At 39.0% G+C, this 13,642-nt stretch carries 9 protein-coding genes; 6 read left to right on the forward strand and 3 right to left on the reverse strand.

Features of this window, described 5'->3' with window-relative positions; genetic code table 11:
• Positions 1–183: 183 nt before the first annotated feature.
• From FD716_RS06280 to FD716_RS06290, 3 genes are all read right to left on the reverse strand, one after another.
• Complete coding sequence (locus FD716_RS06280; protein ID WP_139851489.1) at positions 184–909, reverse strand: hypothetical protein; 726 nt, start codon at positions 907–909, stop codon at positions 184–186.
• Positions 910–937: 28 nt separating this feature from the next.
• The gene (locus tag FD716_RS06285; protein ID WP_139851490.1) at positions 938–1,879 is read right to left on the reverse strand and encodes a HipA domain-containing protein; all 942 of its coding nucleotides are present in this window, start codon (positions 1,877–1,879) and stop codon (positions 938–940) included.
• 198 nt (positions 1,880–2,077) lie between these two features.
• The gene (locus FD716_RS06290; RefSeq protein WP_139851491.1) at positions 2,078–3,694 is read right to left on the reverse strand and encodes a tyrosine-type recombinase/integrase; all 1,617 of its coding nucleotides are present in this window, start codon (positions 3,692–3,694) and stop codon (positions 2,078–2,080) included.
• 129 nt (positions 3,695–3,823) lie between these two features.
• Here FD716_RS06290 and dusB point away from each other — a divergent pair, with 129 nt between their 5' ends.
• The 6 genes from dusB to FD716_RS06320 all read left to right on the forward strand — a co-directional run bounded on the left by dusB (position 3,824) and on the right by FD716_RS06320 (position 13,568).
• Entirely contained in the window at positions 3,824–4,840 is a 1,017-nt protein-coding gene (gene dusB, locus FD716_RS06295) for a tRNA dihydrouridine synthase DusB (protein ID WP_267285312.1), read from the forward strand.
• 312 nt (positions 4,841–5,152) lie between these two features.
• A complete protein-coding gene (gene glnA, locus FD716_RS06300) occupies positions 5,153–6,568 on the forward strand; it encodes a type I glutamate--ammonia ligase (protein ID WP_171476994.1) in 1,416 nt (471 codons plus the stop codon).
• Positions 6,569–6,975: 407 nt separating this feature from the next.
• On the forward strand, positions 6,976–7,293 hold the full coding sequence (locus tag FD716_RS06305; protein ID WP_139851494.1) for a hypothetical protein: 318 nt from the start codon (positions 6,976–6,978) through the stop codon (positions 7,291–7,293).
• 400 nt (positions 7,294–7,693) lie between these two features.
• Positions 7,694–11,515, forward strand: coding sequence for an ATP-dependent RNA helicase HrpA (gene hrpA / locus FD716_RS06310; protein WP_407641923.1), 3,822 nt, complete (start codon positions 7,694–7,696; stop codon positions 11,513–11,515).
• 34 nt (positions 11,516–11,549) lie between these two features.
• Positions 11,550–12,665, forward strand: coding sequence for a beta-ketoacyl-ACP synthase III (locus FD716_RS06315; RefSeq protein WP_139851496.1), 1,116 nt, complete (start codon positions 11,550–11,552; stop codon positions 12,663–12,665).
• 285 nt (positions 12,666–12,950) lie between these two features.
• The gene (locus tag FD716_RS06320) at positions 12,951–13,568 is read left to right on the forward strand and encodes a glutathione binding-like protein (protein ID WP_139851497.1); all 618 of its coding nucleotides are present in this window, start codon (positions 12,951–12,953) and stop codon (positions 13,566–13,568) included.
• Positions 13,569–13,642: the final 74 nt, after the last annotated feature.

The raw sequence follows: 13,642 nt of genomic DNA on the forward strand, positions 1-13,642 counted from the left end.
TAGCCTCATCACCAACAATACCAGCTAATCTAAAAACGCCGTGCCCAGAACTTCGAGAAATTGAGTCGGGGCAGGGTAAAGATATTACTCTTTGGGTTGTTGAGTTTATTGGAAAGTATCAGGATTGCAGAGTTAAACACGATGCTGTTATCAAGACTCTCGATTAAGAGCTATGAAGCACACTTAATCAATGTAATCCCTAAACTCATCGTTATCACATGATTTAAAGTCAGTAGGCCAAGAAGATGTTGTCTTACACAACATTCTAAATTGCTCTGGTGCATCTTGGTTAACCTTAACAACTTGAATCTGTACATTAGCTTTTAAATCATTGAGATTTCTTAAGTCATCTGTTAGATAGCGTGGGTAATACCCGAGATTAGTTTTCTGAACATGATCTAGTAATAGCACTGCAAGAGGGTCGTTGATATTATTATCTTCAAACACATAATCAATTAGATGGCCTGCTTTTAAACTAGAGATATAAAGTTTTTGACTTTCATCGAGATATCTAATTCCACTGACAAAGAAAGTGTTGAGATAACTACCATTTTCATTTTGAGGAAGACTTATTACACGATAACTATCAGTGGCTTTTTCTCCACCCGAAGCAGCCAATAATTCTAGATAGTTGGCTGATGTTTCAAGATTGCACCATTCATATAAAGCTTCGTGCTCTGGTCTACTAGAGGGTGGAATCCTATTTTTAAGAAAACTAAATAGTTCCCTGGAAGAGTAGGATTGAGTTTTATCAACCATATTGGGGAAGCCATGAAATCTCGAATTACTAGCTCCTTTTGTGTAGCTTAAAATATAACCGCTTGATAAATCATAAATAATTTTAGCAACAGCATGCCACATTCTTCCGCTATGAGATTTATCTTGCCAAAGAATAAAAACTGTGTTCATGAAGGTAATCCAAACTTGAAGTATCTAATTAGTGATTTTGATAGAAGTTCTCTATGATAGTACGCTTGTTAGATTTTATCATCTCAAATGCAAATTTTTTTGAGATTTGACTCATTAGACTTGCTGGTATTCTTTCGATTACACCCAAAAAGAGGATATCATCTACTAATTCAAGTCTTTTTACCCACTCGCGATATGCTAAAGGGTGATACCTACCCATTTCAGACAATGCTTGCATTACCTTTAATCTCGACTTTTTTTGAGTGTTCAGGAAAAACCATGATCTTGCTTTTGCGGAGTAGGCTTTTACAGAATATTGGTGGTCATGTGTATTTAACCTTTCCTCTTTCTCTTTATCTGTAATATTTTTTCCTAAACTTGCCCCATGATCGAATGTTAAAGCTAAATGAAATGTTCCATCAATTTTTTGAATTGCTCCCCAGTTTTCATTGTGCCTATCTTGATTGGATATTAGTGCATCAAGCATCAAATAACCGATAAAAAACTCGCTTGCTGTTTTTATATTTGGCAAAGAGTCAAAATCTAATGGCTTCTTACATATGATATTTTCAAGAACATCGTAAACTTGATCTATTGTTTGATGGACTTGGACTTCAGAGTCATCGGAGTTAAAGCTCTCCAATAATGAATTCCCTAAAACTAAACTTTCGCCGCCATCATCAGAAATGAAATTTTCAGACATAACACCTCTAAGCCCATTAAAAATTGCAAGTTCATAATGAAGGTGTGGTATGGAAAGTATTTTAGCTATTTCACAAGCGATCTTTTCTGAACAGTCTTCACCATATCTATAATGATCGCTTCCATTCCGAGTTACTTTGATCGATTTATACAGATAGCGCTTCTTTTGGGATATATACCAAAATTTATGTTTAGTACCCAATGATTCAAGGTGATCCTCGAGCATGTTAGTCAAGTTTGTAATTAAAAACTCATCTGTTTTAGACATATATTTATAAATATGGAGTTTATGTAAATATCTATAATACATAATAATCTTTATCTACGTACAATATTATTATTGTAAAGGCTAAAGCAAATGAATATTAATTATTTAGCATTTGATTGGGAGCATTGAGGCATCAAATTATCACACGCTAATCATAAATTAAGCTTGCAACAGTCCTAGGGTTTCCAGCTATCAATTTTATCTCTCAAATCTCTCCGTTTTCACCAAATGCTTCCCTTCATCAAAATGGTAGCTACCAAAACTATCAACCCAAACACTCAGATCAGTGTCAAAAATATAAGTGCGTGTTTTTAATTTCTTCACGGCGCTCAAATCTTTAATACCAAAATGCGTAGTGCCTTCAGGCAGCTCAGACCAATCAATTTTAGCATTACCTATAAACCAGTCCTCCCAAGATAATTGAATATCATGAGCATGAAAACGGCTATCGGCATTACTGAAGGCAAATGGATTTCTACTTTGCAATTTTTTCGCATGGATCCGCTTAAAGTACTTATTATTTTGATGGATCTCAATAAATAGGTCCAAGTGTTGTTTAATAAAAGTGAAAGGTACATCTATCTCAGAATCATTATCGAATGCGTCACTTTGATCCGATGAGGCGATATAGCGCTGAGTCTTGCTCCATTCTTTATAGAAGTTGTCGTAACTTTCCTCAGCAACACGCATTGCATCCTCAAACTCTAAACGCACACCACGTTTTTTAAGATTTACATAGCGTTTGAGCGTATTCCATGACTCATGCAATGTTATGGTTTGTAGCTGTGGAATAGTGAGTCCATCTTCAGCATAGCGAGTTGCAGCTTCATGCCTTAGGTCATGAAAACGAAGGTCATTAATTCCGCATGCACCACATGCACGTGTGAAGTAGGTTGATACGGTCGAGGGATTTACAGGAATTAGATAGTTTTTATCATAACCAAGATCAAGCATTCTTGTGCGTATATTTGGTTTCATGAATTCATCGATCATACTAACAGCCCTTGGTTCCATGTGGGCATACTTATGATTACCTAGAGATCCTTTTGGATTTTTAGCATCACGTACAAGCCACTGCGTGTTTATGTCGTCGTAATCATTTAGCTGCAAGGTGCAAATTTCATCTTCACGGCGGGCAGTATAGATGGCAAACCACATAATCAAGTGCATCGGTGTTGAGTTTTTAACCCTACGCCAACTTTTATAGAAATGATTGGTAAGGATTTGGAGTTCTTCTGCAGAGGGTAATCTGTCGCGCTGTTTGGATCTCGTCACAATGCGAGATTTCTGCAGACCGATTAATGCTTTCTCATACTCAATTAAAACATGCTCAAGTGGTTCACCCCAAACAAATTCAGCATGGACCAAGACTGCTTTTATATGGCTCATATCTTTTAGGACTGTAGAAGGGGACACACCATCAGTACCTTTTACTGGATCACCCTTGCGCCGTGATAAAGCGTGCTCAGAAAAGTCTTGTCGAGTTAAAGAATAGATATTTTTCTCGGAAATACTTAAACTAGCGATATGTTTTAGTGCTCCCGATTTTGTCCTTGCAAAATTATCCGCTTCATCTAAATACTGAAGAATAAATTCCCTAAGTGTCTTTTGTTTTAATTGCACCTCGGGATTTAGCATTTTTTCAGGATTTCGCTCAATTTCTGCTTCAGTACGCTTGATCCATTCATCAGCCAAAGATTTTTTGCTGAATGTTTTAGATAACGCAAAATCTGGGTAGTTAGTACGCTGGACGCGAATCTGAGCTCTATACTTAATTGTGCCGTCTTTTAACTGACGTTTTGTGACTGTGCCCATCGATTTGCACCATTTGTTTTCTGAGGTGCAAATATGGTGCAACTGATAGGCATAAAAAGTCAATAAGAGTAAACTAAACGAAGTTAAACGAGGTTAAGAAAATTGAGTCAAAACAAGGTGATTGCTGAATTGTTTGATAAAACAATAGATAGGAAGATTTGGGTCGCCCCGATGGCGGGTGTCACAGATCGCCCATTTAGAACGTTGTGCAAATATTTCGGTGCAGGGCATGCAGTCAGCGAAATGATGACCTCAGATCAGACGCTGCGCATGTCTAAAAAGAGTTTGTATCGTGCCAATTTTGATGGTGAAATTGCACCTATTTCGGCACAGATTGCAGGTTCAGATCCTATCGACTTGGCTGAAGCTGCACGTTATCAAGTCGCTAATGGTGCGCAAATCGTCGATATTAATATGGGCTGTCCAGCTAAAAAGGTCTGCAATAAACTTGCAGGTTCAGCCTTGTTGCAAGATGAAGATTTGGTCGCACGTATTTTGGATGCCGTGGTTGACGCTGTTGATGTGCCAATAACTTTAAAAACCCGATTAGGTTTTTTAAATGGCACCGAAAATATTTTACGTGTTGCAAAACAAGCAGAACAATCAGGTATTGCGGCCTTGGCTCTGCACGGTCGTACGCGTGAGGATATGTATTTAAATACAGCACGTTATGAATTAATAAAACAAGTGAAAGCAGAGATCAATATTCCGCTAATTGCCAACGGTGACATTGATAGTCCAGAGAAAGCGAAGTATGTGCTGGATTATACCGGTGCTGATGCCATTATGATTGGTCGTGCGGCACAGGGGCGACCGTGGATTTTTAGAGAGATCGCACATTATTTGAAAACAGGTACTCACTTGGCTGCACCCGATATTGCAGAGGTGCAACAGGTTTTACTGGGGCATTTAAGTGAGCTTTATCAATTCTATGGTGAATATTCGGGCTGTCGTATTGCGCGTAAACATATTGCTTGGTACACCAAAGGTTTACATGCCAGTAATGAGTTTCGTCAACGTATGTATCAGGTCGAATCAACCGCAGCACAAGCGCAAGTCGTTGAAAGCTACTTTAATCAACTGCTGGAACGGGGCAAGATTATGAGTGATGTCCAAACTGAATCAGTGAATTTATTATCTGTTTAAATGGAAGAGTGTGTGTTTCTTAATGCTTAATCGATGGGTAAGAGAACCATGCATAAATCAGTCATAACGCTGTTGCACTATTTTAGAACACTTAACCTGAGATTGTGATCAAAACTGAACTAGGTTGGGTGAATATGGTGCATTTATGGTAGCACTCAGTATAATAGCGCATATTGAAACCGTTATCGAAGAATGATCAACTAAGCGATTTATGAATTCTATCACTTTTAAATATATTGGTATGAGAATTGCTTAATAACGGCCAACAACTCAAACGCACTTGAAAAGTGCACATAAATTCACTGGAGCAAAATGAGCATGGCGAACAAAGTCCTTCAACTCATACAAGAAAGTGGCGCAAAATGGGTCGATTTTCGCTTTACTGATACCAAAGGTAAAGAGCAGCACGTCACATATCCTGCTGACTCTATCGATGAAGACACTTTTGAAGACGGTAAAATGTTTGACGGTTCTTCAATTGCTGGTTGGAAGGGTATCGAAGCATCGGACATGATCTTACGTCCAGATGCTGAAAGCTGTTTCCTTGACCCGTTCTTTGCAGAAGCAACTATCGTTGTTACTTGTGATGTAATCGAGCCTTCTACAGGTCAAGGTTATGAGCGTGACCCACGTTCAATCGCACGCCGTGCAGAAGAGTATTTAAAATCAACTGGCATTGGTGATACTGCTTTCTTTGGTCCAGAACCAGAATTTTTTGTATTTGACGAAGTGAAATGGGACATCGATATGTCTGGCGCTCGTTCGACTATTATTGCTGAAGAAGCAGCATGGTCAACGGGTAAGGACTACGAAGCAGGTAACTCAGGTCACCGTCCACGTGTTAAAGGTGGTTACTTCCCAGTTCCACCCGTTGATTCTTCACAAGATATGCGTGCAGAAATGTGTGCCAAAATTGAAGAAATCATGGGGCCTGGTCGTGTTGAAGTTCATCACCATGAAGTTGCATCTTGCCAACTTGAAATTGGTGTTAGTTTCAATACCTTAGTACGTAAAGCAGATGAAGTTCAACAATTCAAATATGCCGTTTGGAACGTTGCTCATCAATATGCGAAAACAGCTACGTTTATGCCTAAACCAATGGTTGGCGACAACGGTTCTGGTATGCATGTACACATTTCGATTGCTAAAGATGGCAAAAACTTGTTTGCAGGCGATGAATACGCGGGTCTTTCTGAAATGGCATTGTATTTCATTGGCGGTGTGATCAAACACGCACGTGCATTGAATGCAATCACCAACCCATCGACTAACTCGTATAAGCGTTTAGTACCGCATTTTGAAGCACCAATTATGTTGGCTTATTCTGCGCGTAACCGCTCTGCATCAATTCGTATTCCTTACGTTTCTAGCCCTAAAGGCAAGCGTATTGAAGCACGTTTCCCAGATCCAATGGCAAACCCATACTTGTCATTTGCAGCATTGTTGATGGCCGGCCTAGACGGTATTCAAAACAAACTGCATCCTGGTGAAGCAGCAGATAAAAACTTATATGATTTACCACCAGAAGAAGAAGCAAAAATCCCAACCGTTGCACACAGCCTAGAAATGGCTTTGGAAGCGCTTGAAGTGGATCATGAATTCTTGCTTAAAGGTGGTGTATTCACTAAAGATATGCTGAATGCATATATTGAATTGAAACAAGAAGAAGTACGTCGTTTAAATACTACGACACATCCTGTTGAATTTGATATGTATTACAGCCTGTAATCGATCAATACAAAAGACCCTGCTCCGTGCAGGGTTTTTTTATGTGTGCAGCCATACGCGGATTAAAGCTAATTTTTTCTAAAGCTTAATTAAAGCGTGCAATGGGAATACTATCTAAAAATATGGTTTAAAAGCGCCCAGTCATTATAACTATTGTGAAGTGGTGAATAACCTTTTCTCTTTAAGCCGCATTCGTGACGAAGTGATTTTTTTAATAGAATGAACGGTCTAAAAAGCTATGCTTGAAATCATTAATCACTCCATCTTTGCGAACAAATAATAAGGTTATAATTGATTTTACTTAAAAGTATTTTATAAACACCTTTTAAATATTACACACTTAATACATTCAAAAAAAATTAAACCAAGGTATATTGATAATGCTAATTAATTTAATGGATGCTTAAATGAAAAATAAAATATTATTTTTATCTTTAATGACGACAATATTGTTTACTGGCTGTGCGGTAACAAATGACCACACCAAGTGGAAAGGTGTAGGCTTAACTTTTAGTGCAAATATTCAAGATTTAGGTGATGGAAATTATCTTGCTGCTGTAGAGGCTGCTCCAGGAGCTGGGCGTAAAAGCGGTGCAGAAGGTTATGCCTTAGTCAATGCAACAAAGTTTTGTGCTGAGCAGGATAAAAATGCGAAAGTTTTAGATACTAAATTAAGCTCACACCTGCAAAATGGTGTAGCCAAAATTACATTTAAATGTATCTAAGCTAAAATATTGATGGATCGTCAGTAAAGCAATCAAATGAAAGTTTCGGCTTTCATTTTTATTTTAATATGATCTTTTCGCTACAAGTATTAGGCGATGATTAACTTTAAATAGAATTTTAGGAAAATGATCTTTATAAAAATAGGCAAAATAAAAAATAACAACAGCGAATAAACCTTTGCGAAATATACCATTTATGTCGTCGTCATGCGCTGTAGGTGCTATGTGTCAGAGCTTGTAAATTAAGCCAGTGGCAAATTTTTATGCGTAAACTTCCAATCTTAATGGGTGAAAACGTATGACTACCGTTTCGATTCATTAAAGCGTAAAATACGCAGCTCTTTTATCATTTTAGGGTTAGCTCTCTGTGCATAGTCATTTAAATGTCGATCAATTAGTCATGGTACGTGACCGTCAGCGTTTAAATCGATTGCGTAAAGGCAAAGACGCCAATAGTGAGCAATATCAAAAACTTTTTGATCAATCAAATCATAAAGTGCGTGAAAGACAATCTCGTCTGCCCACCATTAAGCTCAATCAAGATTTACCTGTTTCACAATATGCTGAGAAGTTGATTGCCGCAATTCAAAAACACCAGATTATTATTGTAGCGGGTGAAACAGGGTCGGGTAAAACGACACAGTTACCCCAGATTGCAATGTTAGCTGGTCGTGGGTTGACTGGCCTGATTGGCCATACTCAGCCAAGACGTTTGGCTGCACGTAGTGTGTCGCAACGTATTGCAGAAGAGTTGGGTGAAAAGCTTGGCAAGACCGTTGCATTTAAAGTTCGTTTTAATGAAGAGGGATCGCAAGAGTCGATACTTCGCTTAATGACGGATGGTATTCTTTTAGCAGAGCTTTCACATGATCGATATTTAAATAAATACGACACCATTATTATTGATGAAGCGCATGAGCGTTCACTGAATATCGATTTCATCATGGGCTATTTAAAGCGACTTGTTGCTAAACGCCCAGATTTAAAAGTGATTATCACTTCTGCAACACTCGATGTAAATCGATTCAGTCAGTATTTTAATGGCGCCCCAATTTTTGAAGTCGAAGGTCGTAGCTTCCCTGTGGAAGTACGTTATCGTCCTATCTCTGAGCTGAGTATTGTGGGGAGTGATGATGATGACTTTGATCAATTTGAAGAAAATCTACCACGGGCTGTCGTGCAAGCAGTTGAAGAATGTTTTAAAGATGCTGCGGAAAAAGGCCATCCAGAACATGCAGATATTCTAATTTTTTCCAGTACCGAGCAAGAGATTCGTGAACTTGAAGAAACCCTGAAAAAGTTCGGCCCGAAACACACACAAATCTTAACCCTATATGCGCGTTTGGCATTGAGTGAACAGCAAAAGATTTTTAATCCATCTGGTGGTGGACGCCGCATTATTATTGCAACCAACGTCGCAGAAACAGCGTTAACCGTTCCGAATATTCGCTATGTCATCGATAGCGGTTTTGCACGAATGTCACGTTATAACTATCGTTCTCGGGTGCAACGTTTACCGATTGAAGCAGTATCACAGGCTGCCGCAAATCAACGTAAGGGGCGTTGTGGCCGTATTGCACCTGGGGTGTGTATTCGACTGTATAGCGAAGATGATTTCCAAGGTCGCCCAGAATTTACCGAACCTGAAATTAAACGGACCAATTTGGCTTCTGTTATTTTGCAAATGCAAAGTTTGGGTTTGGGTGCAGTTGAGTCCTTTGATTTTATTGAGCCACCCGATCATCGTTTGGTTAATGATGGGCGTAAACTGTTAATTGAATTAAGTGCTTATAACGAGAAAAAAGATGAGCTCACCAAAATCGGTCAAATGATGGCACGGATGCCAATTGATCCGCGCTTGTCACGCATGATCGTGGCTGGGGCACATTTTGGGGTGTTGAATGAAATCTTGATTATTGTTGCGGCCTTAGCTGTACAAGACCCAAGAGAGCGCCCAGCAGACAAGCAAACCCAAGCGGATCAAAAACATGCTTTATTCAAACAAGCTGATTCGGACTTCTTGTTTTATATTAAGTTGTGGGAAGCTTTGACCACTGGCACTGAAAATTCAACCGAAAATAAACGTCGGCAGTTTGCAAGGCAGCATTTTCTAAGTTGGTTGCGTTTGCGTGAGTGGAAAAAAACCCATGAGCAATTAATGGATTTGGCGCAATCTTTAAAGTTCACTTTAAACGATAAACCAGCCAATTATGAAAACTTACACCGTGCTTTACTGACTGGCTTGCTGTCTTTTATTGCCAATAAAACCGATGATAAAAATGTGTATATGGCGGTACGTCAGCAAAAAGCACGAGTTTTTCCAGCGTCAACCTTGCATAAAAGTAATACAGCTTGGGTGATGGCTTTTGAAATGGTTGAGACTTCACAGGTTTATTTGCGTGGTTTGGCCAAGATTGAACCTGAATGGATTTTATTGGCGGCACCTGACTTATTAAAACATCATTATTTTGAGCCACATTGGTCGAAAAAAAGTGGGATGGTCAATTGCTACGATCAAATTTCTTTATTTGGTTTGATTATTGAACCAAAACGCCCAACCAATTATGAAAAAATAGATCAGCCTGCAGCACATGAAATATTCTTAAGAGATGCTTTAACCACTGGGAATCTTGGGATTACGCCACCATTTTTAAAATATAACTTATTAAAACTTGAAGAAGTTGAACGGGTTGAAGATAAGTTGCGTCGTCGTGATTTGGTGGTGGATGAAGAAACGATTTACCAGTTTTATCTGAGTAAGGTGCCAACTGAAATTGCCAGTCGTCGTAGTTTTGAGGATTGGCGTACGACGGTTGAAGCTGAGCAGCCGCGTTTTTTATATGTGGAAAATGATGCACTTTGGCTAAATGATCGTCCAACTACTGGGCAGTTCCCTGATTATTTGCACAATGGTGAGCTGCGACTGGCAGCGAGTTATTTGTTTGACCCAAGTCATGAAGAAGATGGTGCAAGCGTTAGAATTCCGCTGCAAGCTTTGGCACAGGTCGATGAGGATATTTGGTCATGGGGTATTCCGGGATGGCGACAAGATTTAATTGAAGCCTTGCTCAAATCGCTACCTAAGGATAAACGCCGTAATTTGGTGCCAATCCCAGATACTGCACGAAAGCTGATGCAAGGGATTCAGTCTGTGCAGCCATCAGAACATTTATTTCGTTATTTGGCTTTTCAATTGCGTGGTCATCAGATTACGGCACAAGACTTCTCTTTAGAACGTATTGAACCTTTTTTGATTCCGCTGATTAAGGTGATTGATGAAAAAGGGCGAATCATTGAAAAAGGTCGTGATTTAAGTGAGTTAAAAGCCAGATGTCGTACTGAAACCCATCGAGCAGTCAAACAACTTAGTGGTGAGTTCAGTACTTTTCCAGACAACTTTATCTTTGAAAGTGCCCAAAAGGTCACTGGCGTGGTACTCAAGCAATATCAAGCACTGGTGCCATCTAAGCCATTTAACCTACTGAGTGCAAAGAGTATTTCATCTGTAGTCATTCAAACATTTAATGATCCTGTTGAGGCGACACAGCAACACCGTGAAGGGATTATTGGTTTGGTTTATATGCAGTTGGGTGATTTGATTCGCCAATTGAAAAAGCAAATTTCCAAACAACTGGCTTTGGCTTATTCACCTTTAGGTGATCGCGCGCAATTAGAACAAATGCTGATTTATGCGACATTGCAGATGTCGATTCAGAGATTACCGTTGCAGCAAGCGGATTATCAAACTTTGCTGGTGCAGGTAAAAAAAGAATTTCTGAGTCATGGTCAAACAGCATTACAAATGATGTCGGAGATTTATATTCAATGGCAATCGATTCGACACAAGTTGTTAATGCTAGATCAAGATATTTTTGCCAAGAGTATTGATGATATTGAAGATCAATTGGACTTAATGAGCCTATCTGATTTTATTTATAGCAAACCGCATGAAATCTGGTTGGAATATCCACGTTATTTAAAAGCATTAATTCTTCGATTAGACCGTTTACCCAATAATTTAAATCGTGATCTTGCTGCAATTAAAGATATTGATCCTTGGATGGATAAATTATTTAAGTTTAAACATGATCTACGTTTAACAGCTTTATATTTCATGACTGAAGAATTACGCATTTCACTATTTTCCCAACCAATGAAAACCAAAATGCCAGTTTCGAGCACACGTCTTCAAAAGTTATGGGATGATGTGGGAATCAGTTAATATAGAATAAGTTTTATAGGGCAAGGAGTATTGCATGGGCATTCGTATTACAGGTACTGGTTTATTTCACCCTGAACATGTCATTAGTAATGAAGAGTTGGTTACAAGTTTAAATGCATATGTGGATCAATATAACCACGATCATGCTGACCAAATTGAAGCAGGTGAAAAGACCGCCTTACGTGGCTCAAGCGCAGAGTTCATTGAAAAAGCTTCTGGGGTGAAATGCCGATATGTTATTGAAAAAACAGGTATTTTAGATCCAAAGCGCTTGCGTCCTTATTTGACTGAACGCAGTGATGATGAACTTTCAATTCAAGCTGAGTGGGGGGTGACTGCTGCTAAGCAAGCGATGCAAAATGCGGGTGTGACTGCTGAAGATATTGATGTGGTTATTTTGGCATGTTCAAATTTACAACGTCCTTATCCTGCTGTCGCAGTTGAGATTCAGACTGCTTTGGGGATTCAAGGCTATGCTTATGATATGAATGTGGCTTGTTCTGCGGCCACTTTTGGTTTAAAGCAAGCCTATGATGCGATTCAGTCTGGAGCGCGTCGTGTCCTTTTAGTTAATGTTGAGATTACCTCTGGGCATACGGATTATCGTTCACGTGACTGTCATTTTATTTTTGGTGATGTTGCGACCGCATCGGTTATTGAAAATACAGAAACCAAGACAGGTTTTGAAATCTTAGACACCAACTTATTTACCCAGTTCTCAAATAATATTCGGAATAACTTTGGCTTCTTAAACAGCAGTGAAGATGCAGTTAAAGATGATAAACAGTTCCGTCAAGATGGGCGCAAAGTGTTTAAAGAGGTCTGTCCACTGGTCGCTAAAATGATCACAGCGCAGTTAGAAAAGAATCAAATCTTACCTTCACAAGTTAAACGTTTCTGGTTGCATCAAGCCAATGCCACCATGAATGAATTGATTCTCAAACTGGTTGTGGGTAAGCCAGCAGCAGAAGCTCATCCAGAATTGGTGCCAATTATTCTCGACGAATTTGCCAATACGTCTTCTGCGGGGGTGATTATTGCGCTTCATCGTAGTGCTGATCAGGTCAATGATGGCGAATATGGGGTACTTTGTTCATTCGGTGCTGGCTATTCGGTTGGTTCGATTTTGGTACAAAAACGTGTTGCTTAAACAAGGTGTTATTAGAAAAATGGGTGACTTAAATAAAACTATTTAAAAAGTACCATTGTTGATTAAAAACTGCTCCCAATATGGGGGCATTTTTTATGCAACTTAATTGGTGGGCTTAGAGGGGGGAGTTTTTAGGTTAAACCGACCCAGTATTGCTTGGTCAGATGGTTAATCATGCTTCTTTTGTTACGGAGACTCATTTTTTATGAAATTATAATTTGAAAAACTTGCATGTTTGCTGAAAGCCCATTAAAACTAAATGAGCTCTATAAAAAAGGATTGATTATGAAGTTGTATTATTCACCGGGCGCATGTTCTTTGGCTTCTCATATTATTTTAAATGAAATTAACGTAGATTTTGATTTGGAGCGTGTTGATCTATCTACACATATCACAGAAAAAGGAAAAGACTTTTATAGTATTAATGCGAAAGGGTATGTGCCAGCATTGGAGATCAATCCGGGGCTAATTCTGACAGAAAATGTCGCTATTTTACCCTTCTTGGCGCAACACGATCCTAAGCAAGATTTGATTCCACCTTCAGGCCTAGGGCGTGCCAAAGTGCTTGAATGGCTTGGTTATTTGAACTCTGAATTGCATGATGCTTACGCAGTGTTTTTTGCTGCGAAGTTACAGCTGAATGAAGAAGAAAAACAACGTGGCTATGCAACCCTTGATAAGGTCTTAACCTATATTGAAAACTATCTGGGTGAGTCAGATTTCGATTATTTGGTAAATGATAATTTTGGCCCTGCAGATGCCTATTTATTTGTGCTCACCAATTGGTCGAAAGTCGTTCAGCATGACCTTTCTGCATTTAAAAATATTTTGGCATTACGTAAAAAAGTGGCAGTTCGTCAATCTGTGCAAATTGCGATGCGCGATGAGGGCTTAATTCCTTAAGCGGTTAAAGTTAGTCTAAATTTTCAATAAAAATGAGGCATTTATATCTGCCTCATTTTTATTGAACAAGCCTA

Origin of the sequence: Acinetobacter pullicarnis (genome assembly GCF_006352475.1) — a bacterium.
GTDB lineage: Bacteria > Pseudomonadota > Gammaproteobacteria > Pseudomonadales > Moraxellaceae > Acinetobacter > Acinetobacter pullicarnis.

Bases quoted from the DNA above. Each gene is read 5' to 3' on its own strand.
- FD716_RS06280 (WP_139851489.1), bottom strand. From the start codon at position 909: ATGAACACAGTTTTTATTCTTTGGCAAGATAAATCTCATAGCGGAAGA.
- FD716_RS06285 (WP_139851490.1), bottom strand. From the start codon at position 1,879: ATGTCTAAAACAGATGAGTTTTTAATTACAAACTTGACTAACATGCTC.
- FD716_RS06290 (WP_139851491.1), bottom strand. From the start codon at position 3,694: ATGGGCACAGTCACAAAACGTCAGTTAAAAGACGGCACAATTAAGTAT.
- glnA (WP_171476994.1), top strand. From the start codon at position 5,153: ATGAGCATGGCGAACAAAGTCCTTCAACTCATACAAGAAAGTGGCGCA.
- FD716_RS06305 (WP_139851494.1), top strand. From the start codon at position 6,976: ATGAAAAATAAAATATTATTTTTATCTTTAATGACGACAATATTGTTT.
- hrpA (WP_407641923.1), top strand. From the start codon at position 7,694: ATGGTACGTGACCGTCAGCGTTTAAATCGATTGCGTAAAGGCAAAGAC.
- FD716_RS06315 (WP_139851496.1), top strand. From the start codon at position 11,550: ATGGGCATTCGTATTACAGGTACTGGTTTATTTCACCCTGAACATGTC.
- FD716_RS06320 (WP_139851497.1), top strand. From the start codon at position 12,951: ATGAAGTTGTATTATTCACCGGGCGCATGTTCTTTGGCTTCTCATATT.